Annotated in this window: 14 protein-coding genes; 8 read left to right on the forward strand and 6 right to left on the reverse strand. The window is 72.9% G+C overall.

Annotation, left to right across the window (positions count from 1 at the left end; translation table 11 throughout):
• Positions 1-131 precede the first annotated feature (131 nt).
• On the forward strand, positions 132-755 hold the full coding sequence (locus J8M51_RS34085) for an AAA family ATPase (protein WP_256966266.1): 624 nt from the start codon (positions 132-134) through the stop codon (positions 753-755).
• On the opposite strand, the gene J8M51_RS34090 is transcribed toward J8M51_RS34085, so the two are convergent.
• Positions 735-2,021, reverse strand: a complete 1,287-nt coding sequence (locus J8M51_RS34090; protein WP_267299732.1) for a sensor histidine kinase — start codon at positions 2,019-2,021, stop codon at positions 735-737. The two genes, J8M51_RS34085 and J8M51_RS34090, sit on opposite strands and share 21 nt — an antisense overlap.
• A gap of 559 nt (positions 2,022-2,580) precedes the next feature.
• Here J8M51_RS34090 and J8M51_RS34095 point away from each other — a divergent pair.
• Complete coding sequence (locus J8M51_RS34095; protein WP_086759897.1) at positions 2,581-3,306, forward strand: DUF4839 domain-containing protein; 726 nt, start codon at positions 2,581-2,583, stop codon at positions 3,304-3,306.
• 135 nt (positions 3,307-3,441) lie between these two features.
• Here J8M51_RS34095 and J8M51_RS34100 read toward each other — a convergent pair whose 3' ends face one another.
• Positions 3,442-3,681: a hypothetical protein gene (locus tag J8M51_RS34100; protein ID WP_086759899.1), complete on the reverse strand. Its 240-nt coding sequence runs from the start codon at positions 3,679-3,681 to the stop codon at positions 3,442-3,444.
• Positions 3,681-3,881 (reverse strand): hypothetical protein, encoded by a 201-nt coding sequence (locus J8M51_RS34105; protein ID WP_086759901.1) that lies wholly within the window; start codon positions 3,879-3,881, stop codon positions 3,681-3,683. Before J8M51_RS34105 ends, J8M51_RS34100 begins: the two co-directional genes overlap by 1 nt.
• Before the next feature lie 171 nt (positions 3,882-4,052).
• On the opposite strand from J8M51_RS34105, the gene J8M51_RS34110 reads away from it, so the two are divergent.
• Complete coding sequence (locus J8M51_RS34110; protein ID WP_086759903.1) at positions 4,053-4,802, forward strand: DUF6879 family protein; 750 nt, start codon at positions 4,053-4,055, stop codon at positions 4,800-4,802.
• A 16-nt stretch (positions 4,803-4,818) separates the two neighbouring features.
• Positions 4,819-5,664 carry a DUF5753 domain-containing protein gene (locus tag J8M51_RS34115; RefSeq protein ID WP_086759905.1) on the forward strand — a complete coding sequence of 282 codons (846 nt, stop codon included), beginning with the start codon at positions 4,819-4,821 and terminating at the stop codon, positions 5,662-5,664.
• Positions 5,665-5,687: 23 nt separating this feature from the next.
• Here the strand turns inward: J8M51_RS34115 and J8M51_RS34120 are convergent, their stop codons facing one another.
• Positions 5,688-5,930 (reverse strand): GntR family transcriptional regulator, encoded by a 243-nt coding sequence (locus J8M51_RS34120; RefSeq protein ID WP_086759907.1) that lies wholly within the window; start codon positions 5,928-5,930, stop codon positions 5,688-5,690.
• 151 nt (positions 5,931-6,081) lie between these two features.
• Between J8M51_RS34120 and J8M51_RS34125 the strand changes: the two genes are divergently transcribed.
• The 3 genes from J8M51_RS34125 (at position 6,082) to J8M51_RS34135 (ending at position 7,412) form a co-directional block, all read left to right on the forward strand.
• Positions 6,082-6,441 carry a hypothetical protein gene (locus tag J8M51_RS34125; RefSeq protein WP_086759909.1) on the forward strand — a complete coding sequence of 120 codons (360 nt, stop codon included), beginning with the start codon at positions 6,082-6,084 and terminating at the stop codon, positions 6,439-6,441.
• Between the two features lie 67 nt (positions 6,442-6,508).
• Positions 6,509-6,712, forward strand: a complete 204-nt coding sequence (locus tag J8M51_RS34130; RefSeq protein ID WP_179203307.1) for a hypothetical protein — start codon at positions 6,509-6,511, stop codon at positions 6,710-6,712.
• 46 nt (positions 6,713-6,758) lie between these two features.
• Complete coding sequence (locus J8M51_RS34135) at positions 6,759-7,412, forward strand: class I SAM-dependent methyltransferase (RefSeq protein WP_086759911.1); 654 nt, start codon at positions 6,759-6,761, stop codon at positions 7,410-7,412.
• A gap of 33 nt (positions 7,413-7,445) precedes the next feature.
• On the opposite strand, the gene J8M51_RS34140 is transcribed toward J8M51_RS34135, so the two are convergent.
• A complete protein-coding gene (locus J8M51_RS34140) occupies positions 7,446-8,294 on the reverse strand; it encodes a MerR family transcriptional regulator (RefSeq protein ID WP_086759913.1) in 849 nt (282 codons plus the stop codon).
• Positions 8,295-8,483: 189 nt separating this feature from the next.
• On the opposite strand from J8M51_RS34140, the gene J8M51_RS34145 reads away from it, so the two are divergent.
• A complete protein-coding gene (locus J8M51_RS34145) occupies positions 8,484-9,344 on the forward strand; it encodes a YqjF family protein (RefSeq protein WP_086759915.1) in 861 nt (286 codons plus the stop codon).
• On the opposite strand, the gene J8M51_RS34150 is transcribed toward J8M51_RS34145, so the two are convergent.
• Positions 9,282-21,755, reverse strand: coding sequence for an amino acid adenylation domain-containing protein (locus J8M51_RS34150; protein WP_398857471.1), 12,474 nt, complete (start codon positions 21,753-21,755; stop codon positions 9,282-9,284). The genes J8M51_RS34145 and J8M51_RS34150 overlap by 63 nt on opposite strands.
• Positions 21,756-21,776: the final 21 nt, after the last annotated feature.

Here is a 21,776-nt window from a genome sequence, read left to right on the forward strand (position 1 = left end):
CGTACGCAACAGTCGGCACGGACGTGCTCGACGGACTCGACGGGGACGACGGACTTGGCGGGGACGACGGACTCGACGGGGACGAAGGGGCCGAGGGCTGGCCCTGGTCCGTCCCCTCAGTCCGCGCGCTCGTGACCGACGGTCTGCGCTTCACCGCGCCGGTGACCTTCCTGGTCGGGGAGAACGGCTCGGGGAAGTCGACCCTCGTGGAGGCGCTCGCCGAGGGCTTCGGCCTGGACTCCTGGGGCGGCTCGCACGACTGGCGGTACGCCAGCCACCGCCCCAAGTCGGTGCTGGGCAAACGGATCCGCTTCGACGCGGCCCCGCGCGGACGCCGCATGCTGGGCAGCTGGTCCGCCCGCAAGGGCTTCTTCCTGCGCGCGGAGACGGCCCTCGACGCACTGGACCGGGAGGGCTTCGCCCCGGACTCGGTCAGCCACGGCGAGGGCTTCCTCGCGGCGTTCCGGGGGAAGTTCCTGCAGCCCGGCCTGTATGTGATGGACGAGCCGGAGGCGGCGCTGTCCTTCACCTCCTGCCTCGAACTCCTCGGTCACATCGACCAGTTGGTGAGCAACGGCGGCCAGGTCATCTGCGCCACGCACTCGCCGCTGCTGACCGCGCTGCCCGGCGCCGACATCATCGAGGTCGGCGACCACGGCCTGCGCCGCGTCCCCTGGGACGAACTGGCCCTGGTCGACCACTGGCGCCGCTACCTCGCCGACCCGGCCTCGTATCTACGCCACGTCCTCGACTGACGGCAGCGGCAGCTCGGCGACCACCTCGAAACCGCCACCGGGCCGGGGGCCGACACGGAGGAGGCCCCCGGCGGAGTGGGCGCGCTCGCGCATGCCGAGGAGGCCGTATCCGCCGCCGGGGGAGGGTTCGCCGCCGGGGCGGGGGCCGCCGTCGTCGAGGACGGTGAGCCGGAGTCGTTTCGTGGTGTAGACGAGGTGGACCTCGGCCGTGCGGGTGGCCGCGTGTTTGGTGACGTTGGTGAGGGCCTCCTGCGCGATGCGGTACGCGGTGAGGTCCGCGCCGGCGGACAGCGGCCGGGGGTCGCCCGTGCCGGTGACGGTCACCGCGAGCCCGGCGGACGCGAACGAGGCGGCCAGCTGGGGGAGTTGGGCGAGCCCGGGAGTGGAGGCGACGGGCCGGCTGTCCATGTCGTCCCGGCGCTCCGCCGCCTTCGCCCCTCCGGCTCTCTCCGCTGTCTCCGCCTTCTCCGTCCCTTCCGCCCGCAACAGCCCCACGGTGGACTTGAGTTCGCGCAGGGCCGAGGTGGTGGTGCGGGAGAGTTCGGTGATGAGCCGTTCCGCCTCGTCGGGCCGGGCCCGTACGAACCGGCCCACCGTCGTGGCCTGGAGGTTGGCCAGCACGAGGTGATGGGCGACGACGTCGTGCAGGTCCCGTGCGATCCGCATCCGTTCCTCGGCGACCCGGCGCCTGGCCTCCTCGTCCCGGGTCCGCTCGGCGTGCTCGGCCCGTGCCCGCACCGCCTCCAGATAGGCGCCGCGCAGCCGGGTCGCCGTACCGAGCGAGGTCGGCAGCAGCAGCCAGGCGGTCGGCCCGATCAGCTTCAGCACCAGGGGTTCCCCGACGGGCCCCGCGATCAGCCCCGTGGCCACCAGCAGCGCGATACCGGTGAACGTGAAGGAGTTGGCCGTCCGCCGGTCCGTGCGCACCGCCAGTGAGTGCAGCGCGACCATCAGCGGTGCCAGCAGCAGCACGGTGAGCAGATACCCGAGCGCACAGGCCGCGATGGCGCACGCCAGGGTCACCGCCACGGTCGTCCGAGGCCGGCCGCGCCGCCCCGGCAGTGCCCCGCAGGACACCCCGGCCAGCAGCACCCCCGGCCACCACGGCACCGTGAGCGCGTGCCCCGGCCAGGTGATCAGGGTCCCGGGGAACGAGCAGGCGAGGAGCACGGTGGCGAGGGTCGCGTCGACGGTCCGGCGGAGGGCGCGGGGGTGCGGGGCGGCCCGGCGGAGGTGCGCCGGGGGAGAGGTTGTGGAGGGGGCCATCGTGGGGGTCCTGTCCGGGGTCGACGGGGGTGACCGCGCCGGGTCGGGGCCGGGGCGGAACGCCGGTGCCGGTACCGGCGGGCCCGGCGGCGGAACGGGGGGAGTGTTCCGGCCGCCGGGCCACCGATCGCGCCGAGCCCCGTCCCCACGGGTCCGGCGCGCTGGGACCGCCCTCCGCTCAGGGCGGCCCCGGTCCATGCGCTCGACGGGGTCGAGCGGTCGTGGCACCGAGATGCTCGGCTGCTCTTCATTGCTTGACTTAGGCAATCACAATCGACTTACTTAAGTCAAGCAACCTTTCATTTTGTGGAGTCGTGGGGCATGGGTCGGGCGATCGGTGAAGTGGTAGGCGGGGCGGCGGTCGGCGGGGTCCGTCGCGAAGGCGACCGAGCGAAGGATTGGGGGTGTTCGGCGGGAGGCGGAGGCCGCGAGGTGGGTGATCTGTGCGGTCAGCACGTGAAGTGGGGAGGGGTGGTTGGAGGGTGAGTTTCTCGCGGAGAGTCCCCTATGCTCGCGAGGCAGTTGGTACGAAAAGTCCATTGAGGGGGCGCGGAGCCGCGTGGTCGACGAGATCAAGTACGAGTGCAAGACCGTGCGGACAGTTCGCGGCGCCGGCGGCTTGGTGATCTCCAAGATGCAGAAGGATGGCTGGGAACTTGTGGATCAGGCCCAGGACGGGCTTCGCTCCACCCTCAACTTCCGTCGGCCGAAGAAGCCGCAGCCGTGGGCCATGATTGGTGCGGCGGCCGCCGTCCTCGTGATTCTGGCTACCGTCATCAGCGTCGGCTCTGCACTCAGTGACGAGGGCGACAAGAAGAGTGAGTCGGATAAAGCAACGGCTGCTGCCATCGAGAAGTCTTCAGGTACGCCGACTCCAGCTGCGGCCGAGTCCGCTGCCACTGAGGTGATCACGTCTCAGAACAACCCGGAGTTCGCGGCACTGCTGAAGGCGGACACATGTGACGACGCGAACCTGGACTTCGCGACCAGGCACCAGGGCCGGACCGTCGCGTTCAACGGCTCGGTCGTGAACATGTCCCCTCACGGCGATTACGGCACCCGCTACGACCTCCTCCTGGGCCCGGGCGACAAGGGCCCGAACACGACGGTCGGCCCGGCCTTCATGTACGAGGACGTCAGCGTCTTTGACCTGAAACTGACAGGCAAGAAGATCCCCGCCACCGTAGGTGAGGGCGACAGGTTCCACTTCGTCGCCGAGGTGGGCGAGTTCAACACTGACCAGTGCCTCTTCTTCCTCGGTCCGGTCTCGACGGAAATCCGATAGTCAGGACGGGCGGCCGCGTTCGCACACGCCGTGGCCGGGAAATTCACGTCGGACCGTCCAGTTACCAGCGATCCAAGTTCAAGCGTTGGTAGTGGTCACCGGGTCCCAGGCGGGCAGCCATCTTGGTCGGCGTCGTCACGACTGTGGCTCGACCGGCCGGATATGGGCCAAGGGCGCGTCCCACTCGATCCCGCCACCTCTCGGCCGCAGGTAGGCGGTTCGACTGAGGAGCTTGCCGGACTCCTTGACGCGTTCCTCGATCACGCCGACGAGTTCGCCGGTCCAGTGGCGCTCGGTGTCCTCGACGAGCGTTCCGCGCGGGTACGGGAGTTCGCCGTGACTCAGCGTCGTCGGAGGCTTCTCCAGCGCGCTCATCACTCCTGGCCCCCTCGCTGAAGGACTTCGGCCAGGCGAGCGGCCACGTCGGCGCGCACACGTCCCAGCTCGACCAGTCCCAGTTGCGGGGACGCGCAGTCGACGTTGAGAGAGGGCAGGACGATTCCGGCTGCGGTGAGTGCTGCTCTCAGAGATTCAGCCGCCGCGTACGGGTCGACGTCAGGCTTCTTCGTGGGCATGAACCGGACGTTAGGGACGGGCAAGCGTCGGTCACCACGGAGTTTTCTCACTTTTTCTTGTCCGATGACTGGCTTTCTCTTTCTTTCGCCTGAGGTCGGTTGCACGCTGTAGTCCGTGATGTACAGCTCGCGCATCCTGGAGTGGTCCGCAACCACGAGAGGACGGGAACCATGCGCCTGCGTTTCACCGGTACCGAAAGCAAGGTCGGCAACTGCCCGGCACTGCACGAGAGTCTGGACACCCGAGAGGTGGTGGTGCAGGGCAGGCCGCTGACCGACGCCGAAGACCTTGCTCAGCTGCGTCATTTCGGCACCGGAGACGCGGCGGTCGTCGTGCCCCGCGAGCTGCTGGTGAACTGGGCGCCGAAGGAGACCGACCCGATGCCCGACATGATCGACGCGGACGAGTTCACCCGTCTGTTCAGGGACTTCGAGCACAGCGCGTGGCACCTGGAGACCAGGCGGGGCTACGCATCGGACCGTGACGAGACATTCGACGAGTTCCTCAGGACCGGCGTCGTGGTGTGGGAGCCCGACATGGCCGGCGAGTGGCATCAGAACATCCGGCGCCAGGCCGACATGGGCAAGGCCATCGGGCGGGTGCGGGTCGTCGACGATCCGCCCACTGACGGACAACGGTTCCTGCTCGGCTACGCGGCGTGCAACGCCGCCACGGGTGAGGACGCCCGCTGTCTGTGGCGGTCGGACGCCGAGATGCTGCGGCTGCTTGAAGAGGACTTCTGGATCTTCGATTCGCGCCTTGTCGTGGTGCTGCACTTCGACGACGCCGACGAACTGACCGGCTATGAAGCCAAGACGGAGCCCGCCGAAGTCGTGCGGTATTCCATCGCGCGTGACGCAGCCCTGCATCACGCCGTCCCGTACGACCAGTTCGCGGCGCGGGTAACCGCCAGGGAATAGGAGCAGACGTATACCGGTGACCGACTATCAGCAGGCGCGCGAGGCGCTCGGCGCGCGTTTGAGAGGGCTCAGGTTCACCGCGCCCGGTGGGCGGATCACCGCTACGCGGCTGGCGGCCCAGCTGAGCTGGCCCGTCTCGAAGGTCAGCAAGCTGGAGCACGGACGGCAGACCGCCACGCAGAGGGACCTCAGGGCGTGGGTCGACGCCACCGGGCAGCCCGAGGCGTACGAGGAACTCGTCGGTCGGCTCGCGGGGTTCGAGACCCATATCCGCTCCTGGCGTCGCCAGCTCGCGGCAGGGCAGAGCCCGGTACAGGAGAACTGGGCGACGGAGACCGCCCGCTCGCGGGTCATCCGGGCATGGGAAGAATCCACGGTCACCGGGTTGCTCCAGACAGCCGATTACGCGCGGGCGGTCCTCACCCGGTACGCACAGCTGCACGGCTCCACGACGGACACCGAGGAAGCCGTACGGGTCAGGATGCGGCGGCAGGACTGGCTGTACACATCAGGGCATCGGCTGCGGGTCGTCATGTGGGAAGCCGCGCTGCGGGTCCTGGTCTGTCCGTCCTCCGTGCTGGTCGCCCAGCTCGACCGGCTCACGGGGGCCATCGGAATGGACACCGTTGAGCTGGGGATCATTCCGCTCTCGGCCCCGGTGAAGATCCCGCCCGGCAACAGCTTCTGCATCCTGGACGACCGGGTCGTCTCGGCGGAGGACTGGCACGCCGAGCTGTGGTTGGACGACGCCGACAGCATCGCTCTGTACTCGAAGGTCTGGAGGACCCTCAGCGAGTCGGCCTTGTACGGGGCCGACGCGCACAACGTCATCAACGCGGCCAGGCGCGCACTGAGCCGATGAAGACAGGCCGTTCAGGGCCGCCGTCACTCAGGCTGCTGGGGGAGTTCGCTGACGAAGGTGCCTACCCCCGGGTGCATCTGTGCGAGCCCCGCAGCCCGCAGTTCCGTCAACACGCGTCGTGCGGTCATCTGCGCGATGCCGAACTCACCCTGGATCGCCAGAACGCCGGGTAGCTGCGATCCGGGTGGATAGGTCCCGTCTCCGATCCGCCCCTCGACGACTGCGTAGACCTGCTTCCAGCGGGGTACGTCCGGCTCCCATTTCATGCTGGGGACGCTAGGCGGCCCGACCAGGATGAGCGAGACGAGCTTGCTAATATCGACTATCTACCCTAGCTAGCTAGGTCTACCCTATGCAGAGAAGACCCCGGCGGCCTTGCAGGGCCCCGGGGCATGGCCACCAGCCTCTGAGGAGCTGATGACAGTGAGCATTATCCACGCGCTCGCGCTGTGGGTCCTGGGCGTGTTCGCGCCCGGTACCGGCAGGCGCAGGGCGGGCACGTGTCCCGCCTGGCAGGCCCCTGCGCGTATGCCGGAGGCGCCCGGTGCGGCTGAGCCGTGGCCTCCGGTGCGGCGGTCGCCGTACGGTCTGGAGGAGCCGTTGCCCGGTGAGGCGACGGCGGTGGTCCGGCCGTATGTCGTTCTCGCCGAGCGGGAGCGGGCGCAGGAGTGCGAGCGGGCGCGGCAGCGGCGGCGTCGTGTCGCCATGGTTCTCGCGGCGGACTTCGGTATCGACCTCGACCTGCATGTGGTGGGCGCCGAGGCGGTGGCCGGATGAGTGGGCCGAGCGAGCACGGCGAGCGCCCCGGGGCGGCCCCGGGCGGGACACGGGCGCCGGTGCGGATGTGCGTGCGCTGCTGTGCATCACCGATGCACCGGTCGTCGTCTCCGAGGTCCATCAAGGCACCGGTCCCGGCTTCACGGTGTACGCGTGCCGGGACTGCGCCCCGCACTTCCCGCGGGTGCCGGATGCGCTGTCGCTGCCGCCCGCGTCCTGCCGGGGCGAGGACCGCTCACCGTGCGACGACCAGGTCCCCGACAGCCACTGACCTTGGCTCCAGTCACCCCCGCCCTCCGACGACCAGAGGAACAGCCGTGCCCGTACCGCATGACATCGTCGCCGAGACCGAACTGTGGGACGCCTACGCCGAGTCCGCGTTCAAGGACGACGCCGAGCCGTCGTTCTGCTGGACCCAGTACGCCGGACACGGTCCCGGGCCGGAACTGCTCGGCAGCCCGGCGGCCGTGCTGGAGGTCGGATGCGGTACCGGCCGCGCCCTCGCCCACCTCGCGCGGCAGGGCGTCAAGGCCACCGGGGTCGACCTGTCGCCGCGCATGGTGGCGCTCGCGGGAGAGAAGTGGGCGGCGCTCGGGGTGCGGATCGAGGCGGGGGAGGTCCTCGACTGGCTCGCCGCCGACGAGGGACGGTACGACGCCGTGTACTCCGTCTTCGGCGCGGCCTGGTTCACCGACCCCTCCCGCCTCTTCCCCCTCGTCCGTGAACACCTCACCCCCGGCGGTGTCTTCGTGTTCTCCCAGCCGCCGGCCATCCCGGGCGCCTATGGGCCGCAGGGCATGTACAAGGGCGGGTTCGCGGGGAAGGCCATGTTCACCTACCGCTACAGCTACCGGCCCGCGGTGTGGGAGCGGCACCTGCTCAGGGCAGGGTTCACGTCCGCCGAGGCGACGGTGGTGGAGGCCCCACAAGCCGGGCACATCGGCACGCTCATCGTCCGGGCCCGTGCCTGACAGTCGTGTCACGGCCCTGACCAACACCAGCGATCAGCTGTCTGCGGAGAGGAGCCCGGCAACGAGTTGTCCGGTGAGTACCACGCACCGTGTCCGGGCCGGGGAGAAGCCGTAGGGCATCTTGGTTATCGCTTCGAAGGCGCTCATGTGGACCTCCTCGTCCTCCTCGCCGCTCGCCTCGGCGTCGTAGATGTCGAAGAGCTTCTCCTCGGCCGCGTCCAGTCCGGCCGCTTCGATGGCCTCGTTCAGGGCCTTGTGGTGGGCGCAGTGCTGCGCGGCGAGTTCGTCGACCCGTGGGTCGTGGGGGTCGACGGTGTCATCGAGGGCGGCGTCGGCCGCTTCGAGGCGGTCCGCCTCGGCCCGTAGGCCGGGATGGGTCGCCAGGATGATGAACACGCTGGCTTGGATCGCGGCTCCCAGCGGCCCGAAGATCCGTTCCGTGACCAGCAGGGCGTCCAGGTCGGAGGGGCGCAGCGACCCAGGAGGCAGGTGGCTGAGCCGGTCCGTGACCAACGGGGAGAGCAAGCCCAGTGGGCTGCCCACGGCCCGCAGGCGCTGGACCGCCGCTCGCTGACGCTTGATGTCGGCCTCCTGGGCGGCCAGGGTTTCCTCCAGCCGGCCCAGGACGTCTTCCACGTCCCGGGCTTCGTTGAAGGCGGTCCGCATGTCGTCCAGGCCGATGCCGGCCTCGGACATCTTGCGGACCCACAGCAGGCGGATCATGTCGTCGTAGCCATAGCGGCGGCGTCCGTCTCCGCCTCGCTCGGGCTCCGGCAGCAGACCGATCTGGTGGTAGTGACGAATGGCCCGCGGGGTGGTTCCGGCGAAGGCGGCGGCATCGCCGATCTTGACCTTGCGGGGAGGCATGGGGGTGGGGTACATCGCAGACAGGGCCTTTCGTGCCGTGGTGCCCTCGACGACACCACATGCCGCTACGGCATGTGCAACTACACACCCCCCTGACCCTGACGGGCTGCCGGCCTGTCGGGCGCTCCCTCGTCATGGGTTCGGAGCAGGAGTAGCTCCGGGCCTGCCGTGGGCTTCGGCGTACGGCCGTAGTAGTACTGGCGCATGCCGCAGTCACCCGGATGGGGCCCGGACCCCGTCACCACCACCAGCGCCAGCACTGCCAGCACCGCGACCACACCCGTCCATTCCGTCCATCCCGTCAGTCCCCTCACGCCCATCACCCCCGACGCGCCCGAGGCGATAGCGCGGCCCCTGCTCACGCAGTCCTGGCTCGATCTGACCTTCGTGCACTGGGCCGTCGAGCCGGAGGCCGTCGCCGGGCTGCTGCCGCCGGGGACCGTGCCCGACACGCTGGACGGGGTGACGTACGTCGGGCTGGTCGCGTTCCGGATGCACAAGGTGGGGTGGCTGCGGCTGCCGGGCGTGCCCTATCTGGGCAGTTTCCCGGAGACCAATGTGCGGCTCTACTCGGTGGACGGGCACGGGCGGCGCGGCGTCGTCTTCCGTTCGCTCGACGCGTCGCGGCTGTTGCCGGTGGTGGTCGGGCGGTTCGGCTTCCGGATGCCGTACCTGTGGTCCCGGATGGACATCGAGCCCGGCGGCGGAGGCGTGGGCGACCTGGTCACCTACACCAGCTCCCGGCGGTGGCCCGGACCCCGTGGGGCGGGGACCCGGATCGTCGTGCGGGTGGGCGGGCCGATCGACGAGCCGACCGGGCTGGAGCACTTCCTGACCGCGCGGTGGGGGATGCACGGGGCGTTCTTCGGGCGCTCGATGTTCCTGCCCAACGCCCACCCGCGCTGGCCGCTGCACCGGGCCGAACTGGTCGAGTGCGAGGAGGACCTGCTGGCCGCCGCCGGACTCCCGGCGCCCGTCGGGCGGCCCGTCAGCGTCCTCTACTCACCCGGCGTCCCCGCCCGCTTCGGCCGCCCGGCCCGCCCGGCGGGCATCCCGACGCCCTGACCCGGCGGCGGACCGCGACGGCGGCGGGGGCAGCGCCGTCAGAGCCTCCGGTGGGACGGTGTGGTCGAGGAGGTGGAGGGGGGCCGGGTGGACGGCGGCGGCCTTGGCGGCGTTCCAGTGGGCGAGGGCTCGGGGGAGGTCCACCAGGCCGTGGATCAGGGGGAGTTCCGTGTCGGGGGCGTGGGCGTGGAGGAGGGACTCCAGGCGGCAGGAGGCGAGGGTGCCGGGGAGGTGGAGCGCCAGATGTTGTGGGGGGCGGGTGGTGGCGTGGCCGGTGGGCGGGGTCAGGGCGCCCAGGGCGGTGAGGGCCGGGGCCGGGAGGTCCGGTGAGAGGTGGGTCTCCGTGGCGTCCAGGGACAGCAGGCCGCCTCCCACGATCAGTACGTCTCCCTCGCGCCGCATACGGTCCAGGGCCCGTGCGGTGTCGAAACAGTGGGGGAAGGAGTCGTCCACCACGATCGTGCCGGGCCGCAGCCGGTCGACGTCCAGCACGGTCGCCGTACCGCCGCCGACCGCCGTGACGAGGAGATCGGCGGTGTCGTAGACCTCGGCGGGGAGGGTGCGGGGGTCGGCCGGTTCGACCACCCGCACGGACATCGCCGGGTGCTCGGCGGTCAGTTCGGCGGCCAGGCGTCGGAGGCGCGGGGCGCTGCCGGGCACGTCGCAGAGCAGGAGCCCGGCCGGGGGGTGGGGGCTGAGGGCCAGGAGCAGACGCAGCGAGGACGTGCCGATGGAACCGCAGCCGACGACGGCGAGGGTGAGTTCGGCGAGGTCCCGGCCGGTCGCGTCGAGGGCGCCGCGGACCGTGGCCACCACGGCGACCGTCGTGGCCGCGTGGCCTGTGGTCAGGGCGGGGCGGGCGCCGGCCGTGGGGGAGGCCTCGCGCAGGACGTCGTAGCCGTAGCCGGTGAGGGAGGGGATCATGCCGGCCAGGGATACGCAGCGGGCGCCGAGGGTCGCGGCGTGGTCCATGGCGTGTGCGGTGAGAGCGGCCAGCGGGTGGGGCGTCGGAGGGGCGGTCAGTTCGTCGGCGAAGAGGGGCAGGGCGACGAAGCCGGATCTGCCGAGGGGCGTGGTGACGGTCTCCAGGAGCCTGGGCCGGCCGTCCGGAAAGAGCAGGGCGCGGATCGTCTCACGGCCGGGTGCCTTCTCCGGGGGGAGCCCGGCGAAGGCGGCGAGGGCGTGCGGGTCGGGGAGGTAGCCGATCAGCGCGGCGTCGAGGGGAGGAGGGGGAGGAGGAGAGGGGGAGGGAGGGGTGGGGGTGTTGGTCGGCTGTGCGTTTTCCTTCAGTTGGCTGGTCAACTCCTCTATGAAGGAGCCGAGTTGCTCACCCGTCATGGCCGATGCCGACGCGCGGGCCGTGATGCTGAGGCCTCCGTCGTCCGGGGTGGGGCGTACGGCCAGGAAGACGTCGGTGCCCAGGGGCGGCGGGGCGAGTTCGGTGGCGGAGTCGTCGGCCCGGAGTGTGAGGGGCGGGGGTGCGTCGGTGGGCGTGTCCAGGGCGGTGAAGTCCAGGAAGGTGAAGAAGAACTGGGCGGTGCGGGGGAGGCCTTGGGGCGTACGGAGGTCACGGAGGTCATGGAGGTTCAGGGGGCCGGTGGCGCGGGCCGTGAGCGACTCCGCGGCCACGCGGTGGAGGTCCTCGTCGAAGCCGGGGGCGGGGAGGGGGTCCTCGGACGGGTTCGCCGGGCGCAGGGCCACCGCCTCGGCGAACGGGCCGAAGACGTCGTGGGTGTCCCGGTCGGTCTCGTCCCGGCCGGTGACGGCCATGCCCAGCACCAGGTCACGGCGGCCGGTGAGGGTGGTGAGGGCGCGGTAGTACGCGGTGAGGACCGGGGCGTGGAGCGTGGTGCCGGCGGTCCGGGCTAGGCGGCGCAGGGCGTGGGTGCGGTCGGCGTCGAGGGTGAGGGTGGCGGTGTGGAAGGCGGGGGTGGGGGCGGAGCCGGGGGTGTGGGGGGTGCACAGGACGGGCGGGGTGTACGGGGTGAGGTGACGTGCGCGGTACGCCTCGGCCTCCGGGGTCGTGGGCCGGTGGGGTGCGGTGCGGTGCAGGACGTGGTCGCGGAAGGTGGAGCGCGGGGGCTCCAGGCCGTGGGGGAGGCCGCGTGCGAAACGGCCGTACACGGTGAGGAGTTCGCGGCTGAGGAGGGCCGCGCTGTAGCCGTCGCCGATGAGGTGGTGGGCGTGGACGAGGAGTACGTGGTCGTCCGGCGTGATCGTGAAGAGGCGTAGGCGGAGCAGGGGCCAGGCCCAGGTTTCGAAGCGGCGGGCCGCCTCCTGGGCGACCCGCTCCTCCAGCAGCCCGGGGTGGGTGAGGGTCTCCGTCTCGACGGGGAGTCGTAGCGAGGCCGGGAGTTCCTGCTGCACGGGCGGGCGGGCGCCCGCCGGGAAGACCGTGCGGAGCATGGGGTGCCGGGCCATGAGGACGTCCACGGCCCGTTGGAACAGGTCCGGGTCGACGGGTCCGTGGACGCGGAAACGGGCCAGCCAGGCGGGGTCGGGGCCGGCTGCGCCGACCGGGCCCGGCCCTCCGGTGGTGAGGGCGTCGGCGAGGAGGAAGCCCTGTTGGGAGGGGGTGAGGGGGTACGGGGTGAGGGTGTCGAGGGGGGTGGTGGCGGCACTGTCGGGGGCCGGGTCGGGGGCGGTGTCGTCGATGGCTGCCGCCAGGGCCGTCAGGGTGCGGTGCGTGTAGACGGTGGTGGGGCGGGGCAGCGCGGGGCGCTCGTCGCGCAGGCGGGAGAACATCTCCAGCACCGTGATGGAGTCGCCGCCGAGGATGAAGAAGTCGTCCTCGCGGCTGATCTCGGGTTCCGGTACGTCCAGGAGGGCGGACCAGGTGCGCGCCAGCAGGTGTTCGGTGGGGGTGGCGGGCGGGGCTCCACCCTGGGTGGTGCCGGCGGCGATGCCAGGTGCGGGGGTCGCGGGGGTCGCGGTGGTGGTGAGGTGGTTGCGGTCGATCTTGCCTGTGCCGGTCAGGGGGAGGGCCGGGAGGAAGTGGACGCGTGCGGGGAGCATGTACGGGGGGAGGGTGCGGGCGAGGAAGGCGCGCACCTCGCGGGGGCCGGGGGTGTGGGTGCCGGGGCGGGGCTCGACGTATGCCTCCAGGCGGCTGTCGCGCAGGAGTACGGCCGCGCGGGACACACCCGGGTGGGTGAGGAGGGCGGCCTCGATCTCGCCCAGCTCCACCCGGTGGCCGCGGACCTTGACCTGGTCGTCGAGGCGGCCCAGGAACTCCAGTACCCCCTCGGCCGTACGGCGGACGCGGTCGCCGCTGCGGTACCAGCGGCGGCCGTCCCGTTCGGTGAACGCGGCGGCGGTGAGGCCGGGGTCGCCGAGGTAGCCGGGGGTCAGGCCGGTTCCGGCGATGAGGAGTTCACCGGGCAGGCCATGTTCGCCGGGGGTGACTTCGCGTCCGTTCTCGTCGATCACGGTCAGTTCGGTGCCGGTGATCGGGCGGCCGATGGGCAGGTGGCGTACGTCGTCGGACGGGCGGGTGTCGATGATGTGGCAGGTCGCGTTGATGGTGGCCTCGGTGGGGCCGTAGAGGTTGGCGATCCGGTGGGGATGGGCAGGGCGCGGGCCGTCGGTGGTGGGGGTGCCGAGGAGGTCGAACCAGCGGCGTACGTGGGCCGCGGGCAGCGCCTCGCCTCCGACGTGGACCCAGCGCAGGGCCGTGAGGTCGGGGGGTGTGCCGTGTCGGCGGGCGCGTTCCTCGGCGGCGGTCAGGAGGCGTTCCCACAGGGTGGGGACCGAGCTCCACACCGTGATCCGGTCCGCCACGACCCGGTCGAGCAGGGCCTCGGGGTCGCGCAGCACCTCACGGGAGAGGGTGTGCACGGTGGCGCCGGCCAGCAGCGGGGCCAGCAACTGCCGTACGGAGGCGTCGAAACAGACCGACGCGGTCTGGGCGAGCCGGTCGCCGGGGCCGTAGCCGAAGGTGGTCAGGGACCAGTCGAGGTAGTTCGTCATCGAACGGTGTGTGATCGGGACGGCCTTGGGGCGGCCCGTCGAGCCGGAGGTGAAGATGACGTAGGCGATGGCCTCGGGGTCGGGGTCGGGAGTGGGGTCGGGGGCGGAGTTCCGCGGGGTGGCTACGGGGGTGGTGGGGGGCTCGGGCACCTCGACCGGGGTGATTCCGTCCAGGGCGGTGGCCGCCTCGTGGGTCGTTCGGTCGCAGACCAGGACGCGGACTCCCGTACGGGACAGCTGGTCACGGTGGCGGGTGGTGGGGTGGGTGGCGTCCAGGGGGACCCAGCCGGCGCCGGCGCGCAGGATGCCGACGACTCCGGTGACCGTGTCCGTGCCGCCGGGTTCGGTGAGGAGGCCGACCAGGTCGCCGGGGCGTACGCCGATGTCGCGGAGGCGGGTGGCGAGGGTGGCTGAGGTGGTGTCCAGGGCGGCGTAGGTGAGGTGGGTCGGGTGGCTGCTGGTGTCACCGGTGTCTACGGCTATGGCGTGGGGGGTGGTGCGGAATTGGGTGGTGAGGCGGGACACGATGTCGGTGCGGGTTGTGGTGGGGGGCGCCTCAGGGGGCGGGGGCGTTGTGCTTGGGCGGGGTTCCTGGGGGCTTTGGGCGACCGTGGCTCGTAGTTCCGTGACGTACTCGTCCGCCAGGCGGCTTACCGTCTCGGGGCGGAAGAGGTGGGCCGGGTAGTTCCAGGACAGGCGCAGGGCGGAGTCGGACTCCCAGCAGAGGAGGCCGAGGCGGGTGGCGGCGGAGGCGGTGGCGGCTGCCGTCGGGGTGACGGTGACCGGCCAGTCCGGGCCGTGCACCACCGGGAAGCGGGCGAAGCTGAAGCCGGCCTCGGCCGCCGTGCGGGGCGCCGGGCCGGTGACGGGGCGTACCTCGGACAGCAGACGGGCGAAGTCCGTGCTGCTCAGGGTCGCGTGGGCCTCGGCCTCCCGCCAGATCCGGCGCAGGCGGTCGGCGAGGGCGGTGACCGGTTCGGCGGGGTCGATGTCCACGAACACGGGGAGGGTGTCGGCCAGCGGGCCCACCAGACGGTCGATGCCGGGGAGCGGCGACTCCCGTCGCGCACGGGCCACGTTGACCGCGACGGTCTCCCGGCCGCTCCACCGCGCCAGGCAGCGGCCGTACGCCGCCAGCAGCAGATGGAACAAGGAGACCCCGTGCCGCGCCGCCGTCTCACGGAGCGTGGCGGTCAGTTCCTCGTCGATGCCGGTGCGGCGGTGGGTGAGGGGCGGGGTGGGGGGTGCTTCGGGGTCGCCGTCGTACGGGAGGGAAGGGCGTGGGGGCGTGTGGCTGGTCAGACGGTCGCGCCAGTACTGCTGGTTCCGTGCGTGCGCCGGGGACTGGCGTTCGGTGGTCAGGGCGGCTGCGTAGTCGGCGAACTCCGCTTGAGGAGCAGGGAGTTCGGGGACTCCGTCGGCACGGTCCAGGGCGGTGTAGAGCGACCAGAGGTCCTCGGCGAGGAGCTTGAGGCTGAAGCCGTCGGCGGCGGCGTGGTGGACGACCAGGAGCAGATGGGCGCGGTCGCCGTCGCCGTCGCCGTCGGCGTTGCTATCGCTGTGGTCGGGGACGAGGACCGCTCGTACGGGGGCCTCTGTCGTCAGGTCGAACGGGCGGTTGCAGAGGGCGAGTTCGAGCTCGGTCAGTTGCTGGGGGGTGTGCGGTTCCCGTCGTATCTCGTACCAGCGGGGTGCCGTGTCCAGGGGGTCGGCGGGGGCGGTGTAGCGGTGGGGGCGGGGGCCGCCGTCGTCGGTGATCCGCATGCGCAGCATGGGGTGGCGGGCGGTGAGGTGGGTGAGCGTCCGGCCGAGGAGAGCGGTGTCGAGGGGACCGCTGATGGTCTGGCGCAGGTAGCCGTAGGCGGTGATGCCGTCGTGGAGGGTTTCGGTGGTGTGGAAGGCGAGTTGGAGGGGGGTGAGGGGGTGGTGGGTTCCTGCCCCTGCCCCTGCCCCTGTCCCTGTTCCGGACGGGGGCGGGGGCGGGGGCGTCTGTGCGGGTGGTGACGTGGTGGTCAGGTGGGTGGCCAGTTCGGCGATGGTGCGGTGTTCGAAGAGGAGGGTGGCGGGGAGAGGGTGGCCGAGTTCGCGTTCCAGGCGGCGGGCGAGGTCTACGGCGCTGAGGGAGTCCAGGCCCAGGGTGAGGAACTGGGCGTTGTCGTCGATGTCCTGGGGGGAGCGGTGCAGTGCCTCTGCGAGGAGGCGGCGGATGAGGGGGGTCAGGGGGGTGGGCGCCTCAGGGGGCGGGGGGAGCTGCTCGTCGGCGGGTGCGGGTGCGGGTGTGTTGTGGCTGGTCGCGCGGTTCCCCGCGCCCCTGGAGGGCCCGCGGCCCTCTGAGGGGGCGCGGTCGTCGTCGGGGGTGGTGTCCGCCAGTAGTACGTGGGCCGCGTCCAGGTTCAGCGCGGCGTGGAGGCCCGCGAGGGCGGCCTGGGCGGTCATGGGGGTGGAGGCGGCTGGGGGTGTCGCGCCGGCCAGGCCCGTGTCGGCGACCGGGCCGAAGGCGATGGTCTGCCAGGCGCGGCCGGCGGCGCGTTCGGCGGTGGTGAAGGCGTCGAGGAAGGAGTTGGCGGCGGCGTAGTCGCCGAGGGCGCCGGCCAGGCCGGGCAGTACGGCGGAGACGGAGGAGAAGGCGACGCACCGGGCGTTCCCGTGGCCGTGGCGGCGGAGCGCCGCGGCCAGGAGGGTCGTGCCGCGCACCTTCGCGGCGAGTACGGCCTCGATCTCGTCGTCCGGCTTGGCGCGCAGACTGCCGGGGCGGGCCGTGCCCGCCGCGTGGAACACCGCGTCCAGCGGCGGCAGTCCGGCGACGAGGTCGTCGACGGCGGTCTCTTCGGAGACGTCGGCGGCCTCGTAGCGGGCGTGGGCGCCGAGGGCGCGCAGGTCGGCGAGCAGGGCGCGGGGCGGGGTGGGCGTGCGGCCGGTGAGGACGAGGGTGGGGGAGCCGCGTTCCGCGAGGTCACGGGCGAGCGCGGAGCCGAGGCCGCCTGCTCCGCCGGTGATCAGGTAGGTGCCGTTCGGGGGGAGCGGAGTGGTGGGGGAGACCGGTGAGGCGGGGGCCGTGGCGGTCCGGGTGAGACGGCGGCCCGCTCTCCAGGCGACGGTGCCGCCCGCGTCGGGAGTGGTGGGGGATGCCGTCTCCAACTCCCGCTCGATGGCGTCGAGTTGAGCCTCCGGAGTGTCCTGGGCGGACAGGTCGATGCTCAGGGAGGACAGGCCCCGGTGTTCCTCGGGGAGGGCCAGGGCGAAGCCGTGGAGGAGGGCCTGCGCGGGGCGGCGGTGGAGTGGGGGCCTGTCGGTGTGGGGGTGGGTGCCGGTGCTGTACGCGTCCTCCGTGATGAGCAGCAGGCGGACGGGGGGTGTGCCGAGCGCGGGCAGCACCGCGCGCAGGGAGGCGATGGCGGCGGTGGTGTCCGGCTCTGTCTCTGGGCGATCGTCACCGGCGAACCACAGCACGACCTCCGGAGCCGTGGACGCCGTCGACCCCAGCACGGTCACCCCACGACCGGTGAGCCGCTCGGCCAGGGAACGGCGCAGGGCGGTGTCGGCGCCGGTCAGCCGGACGACCCGGGGGCCGGGGGCGGCGATCAGCGGTGCGTCGCGCCAGAGGAGGGGACGCGGGGTGGGTGCGGCATGGGATGCGGGAGCCGTGTCGGAGGCGGGCGCCGTGCCGAGGGGCTCCGGCCAGTGGTGGCCGCGCTGGAACGGGTACGTGGGGACCGGGACCCGTCGCCGTGCGGTGCTCCGGGCGGGGGAGTCGGGGGACAGCGGTGTCCCCCGGGTCCAGAGCAGAGCGACGGTTTCGAGCAACGCCGTCGCGCCGGGCACGGCTTGGGATGCCGCTGTGGCCGAGGCGCTCCCGAGCCCACCGCGCTTCGGGGCGGTGGTCAGCGCGGGCAGGACCGTCACCTCGGAGGGGGTGACGTCGGAACGCGCGGCGGCCGTCGCGAGGATCGGGGCGGTGAGGGTGGCGCCGGGGCCCAGCTCGACGAAATGGTCGTAACCCTCGTCCAGAAGCCGGGAGACGGCCGCACCGAAGCGGACGGGCCGTACCGCGTGATCACGCCAATAGCCGGAACCGGAACCGGAACCCGAAGCACCGGCACCAGCACCGGCACCGGGCGCCCACTCGCCCGTGACCGTGCTCAGCATCGGAACGGTGGGCGGATGGACGGTGAGGGACTTGGCCGCGCTGTGGAGGGGCGCGAGCACGGGGTTCACCATCGGGGAGTGGAAGGCGTGGGAGACGCGGAGGCGGCGGGCGGCCACACCACGGGCGGTGAGCGCGGCGACCGCGCGGTCGACGGCGTCCGTCCCGCCCGAAAGCACGACCTGGGTGGGCGAGTTGACGGCGGCCACCGTGAGCGTGCCGGAGGACTCGGCGACCACGGCGGCGACGGAGTCCTCGTCACCCCGTACGGCGGCCATGGCGCCCGGCGCGACGAGGGCGCCCATCAGACGTCCGCGTTCGGCGGCGAAGCCGACCGCCTCGGCCGGGGACAGCGCGCCCGCGACACACGCGGCGGTGATCTCGCCGACGCTGTGCCCCACGACCGCGTCCGGTGTCACGCCCCACGCGGCCAACTGCCCGGCCAGCGCCACCCCGAACGCCACCAGCAGCGGCTGTGCCACCTCCGTACGGGCCAGGGCGGCGGGGTCGGTGTCCTCGTCCAGGCACCAGGCGGCCAGGGTGCGGCCGAGGACCGGCCCGGTGAGGGAGGAGACCTCGTCCAGGACGTCCCGGAACGCGGGGGCGGTGTCGTACAACTCCCGGCCGAGACCCGGGCGTTGGGTTCCCTGGCCGGGCAGGACGAACACCGTGCGGGGGCGGGACGGCCGTACGGGACCCGTCGCCGCGAAGCTCGCGTCGCCCGGCTCCCCGACCTCCGCGAGCCGTTCCCGGAGAAGCTCCGCGAGGTCGCCCCGGCCCCGTGTCACCACGGCGATCCGGTACGGCCCCTCGTCCCGGGCGGTGTTGACGGCCGTGCACACATCGCCCTCGTCGGCTTCGGGGTGGGCCCGTACATGTGCGGCCAGCTCGGCGGCGGCGACGCGCAGCGCGCCGGGGGTGCGGGCGGAGAGGGTGAGGAGGTGCGGACCGGTGGCGGCCGGGGGAGGCGCGACCGCCCCGGCCGTCTCCCTCGGCGCCTCCTCCAGCACCGCGTGGGCGTTGGTGCCGCCGAAGCCGAAGGAGTTGACGCCGGCGAGGAGGGGGCGGTCGGCCGGGCCGGTCCAGGGTTCGGGCTCGGTGAGCAGACGGAAGCCGGGGGCGGTGGCGGCGAGGAAGGGCGCGGGCGCGGTGGCGTGGAGTGAGGGCGGGAGACGGCGGTGGGAGAGGGCGAGGGCGACCTTGACGAGGGCGGGCAGGCCGGCCGCGTTCAGGAGGTGCCCGAGGTTCGCCTTGACCGAGCCGAGCCCGCGCGGGACCCCGTCGGCGCGGGGCGGGAACGCCTGCCCGAGCGACCGTGCCTCGACCGGGTCCCCGATCGGTGTGCCCGTGCCGTGCGCCTCGACGTACGTCACGTCGTCCGGATCGACGCCGCACTCCGCGTACGCCTGCCCGATCACCTCCCGCTGGCCGCGCGGGGTGGGGGCGAGCAGGCCGAGCGAGCGGCCGTCGTTGTTCACGGCCGTGCCGCGTACGAGGGCGAGGACCGGGTCGGTGGCGGTGCGGGCGTCGTCGAGGCGGGCGAGGACGAGCGCGGCGCCGCCCTCTCCCGGTACGAAACCGTCCGCGTCGGCGGCGAACGCCCGGCAGCTTCCGCTCGGCGACAGCGCGCCCGTCGCGTCGAGGAGGCGGTGACCGGTCGGGGTCAGCCCCAGGTTGACGCCGCCGACGACCGCGAGGTCGCACTCGCCGGACAGCAGGCTGCGGCGGGCCAGGTGCAGGGCGACGAGCGCGGAGGAGCAGGCCGTGTCGACGGCGAGGGCGGGGCCGTTCAGGTCCAGGATCTGGGAGACGCGGGCGGCGAGCAGATTGGGCAGGTTGCCGGTGAGGGCGGCCGGGTGCCGGGCGAGGTCCCCGTCGGCGGCCTCGGCCAGGATCTCGCGGTACCCGCTCTCCCCGGCCACCGCGAACACCCCCACCCGCCGCCCGGCCCGCCGCGCCCCCGCGTACCCGGCCCGCTCCAGCGCCTCGTGCGCCAGCTCCAGGAAGATCCGCGCCTGCGGATCGGTCGCCCGTGCCTGCGCGTCGTCCATCCCGAAGAAGGCGGCGTCGAAGGCACCGGGTTCGGGCAGCCGCCCGGCGGCCCCGCCTCCGGCGACGAGCAACTCCCAGAACTCCTCGGGCGATCCGACCCCGGGAAACCGACAGGCGACGGAGAGCACGGCGAGGGCCGCGCCCCCGGGAAGGGCCGCAGGCCCTTCAGGGGCGCGGGGCTGTGACATTTGCGGCTCCGCCGCGTGGGCGCGAGAAGCCCCACTGGACCCGCGGTCGCCGACGGACATCCCCTCCCGGCCCATGAGGCGATCCACATACCCCGCCAACCCCACCACCGTGTCGTGCTCCCGCAGAACCCCCGGCTCCACAGCAACCCCGAACACCTCCTCCAACCCACCCAGCACAGCCATCGCCTTCAGCGACGACCCCCCGAGGTCGAAGAACCGCTCCTGAAGCCCCACTTCGGCCACGGGCACCTCCAACACCCGCGCCCATACCTCCCGTACGGCCTCCCGCACCTCCCGCAGCGAACGGGGAACACCACGCTCGCCCTCGACGGCGCCACCCGCGCCCAGGGCCCAGCGCTCCTCGACCACCGCGTACGCCCCCGCCTCGAACCGCTCCCGCAGCACCCCCCGCCGCAGCTTCCCGCTGGTGGTCCGGGCGAACGCCCCCGGCGGCAGCGGCAGTACCCGTACGTCGTCGTGCCCGAGCAGCTCCCGCAGCCGCCCGGCGGCGGCGCGGAGCACCGGCGCGGCGACCGCGCGCGGGGGCCGGGCCCACTGCACGAACGCGACGACCCGCTCGCCCCCGCCGTCCGGATCGGTGGACCCCACGACCGCCACGGCCCCCGGCGGCAGCCCCGGCGTCGCGGCGACCGTCTCCTCCAGGTCGGACGCGTGGAACGTACGGCCGTTGACGAACACCACGTCCTTGCGGCGGCCGGTGACACACAGCCGCCCGTTCCGCAGGAACCCGAGGTCACCGGTCCGCAGCCAGCCGTCGCCGGCCCCGAACGCCTCCGCGCTCGCGTCCGGCGCCCGGTGGTACCCGCGTCCCACCTGCGGCCCCCGCACCTCCACCTGCCCGACCCGCAGCTCCCCCAGCACGGCACCGGAACCCCCGGTGATCCGGACCTCACAGCCGTCCACCGGCATCCCGAGGTCCATCAACTCGACCGCGTGCGGCCCCGGTTCGGCGTCCATCACCCGCCCCCGGCCCAGCGCGGCCCGGTCCAGCACCAGCGGCGCCGCCGTCTCGCCCAGCGGCGGTACGGTCACCGCGAGGGTCGCCTCGGCCAGCCCGTACACCGGCAGCGGGGCACGCGGGTCCAGTCCCGCCGGGGCCGTGCGGGCGGTGAACTCCCGCCAGACGCGCGGTGCGATGGGCTCGGCGCCGACGAGCAGCAGCCGTACGGAGCCGAGGTCGAGAGCGGCGAGCGCGGTGGCGGGGACACGGCGGACGGCGAGGGCGAGGGCGAAGTTCGCGGCCGAGAGGAGGGTCGCGCGGTGCCGGGCCGCGGCCTCGAACCACAGCGCGGGCCGCTTCGCGAAGGACAGCGGCTCGATCCGGACCTGCTTCACCCGCGCGGCCATGGGGACCAGATGGGTGCCGATGAGCCCCATGTCGTGGAAGTACGGCATCCAGGTCGCGATCACGTCGTCCTCGGTGATCGCCATCGCGGTACGGATCTGGCGGAGGTTGGCGAGGACCGCGGCGTGGGTCAGCTCCACGCCCTTGGGGGCGCCGGTGCTGCCGGAGGAGAACTGGAGGAAGGCGATGTCGTCGGGGGAGGGGCGGTGCGGGCGCCGCGGCGGACGGCCGCCGCGGAGGTCGTCCAGCCGCAGCACCGGTATGCGCGGGGAGAGCCGCGTCGCGACGAGGGTGGCCGTCGACTCCTCGCCCACCAGCACGGGCGGGTCGCCGAGGAGTTCGCGCACCGGGCCGATCCGGCGCGGCTCGGGGGCGAGGGGCACGGGTATCGCTCCCGCCGCGAGCGCGCCCCAGAACAGGGGCTGGAAGGTGTCGCCCCGGTCGGCGACCAGGGGCAGCGGGGTGCCCGGTGCCACGCCCGCGGCGAGCAGGCCGCCCGCCACGCGCAGGGCGTCGTCGCGGAGTTCGGCGAAGGTGACGGTGTGCTCGACGCCGTCCCCCCGGACGTGGACGACGGTCTGCCCGGGCGCCCGGTCCGCCGCCTCCAGCAGCACGTCCAGCAACGACGACGCGTCTTCACCGCCCACGCCGCCGCGCCCGCCGTCCCGCACACCCTCACGCGATCTCTCCACCGTCCGGACCCTACAAGTCGG

It is taken from the genome of Streptomyces griseiscabiei (genome assembly GCF_020010925.1).
GTDB lineage: Bacteria > Actinomycetota > Actinomycetes > Streptomycetales > Streptomycetaceae > Streptomyces > Streptomyces griseiscabiei.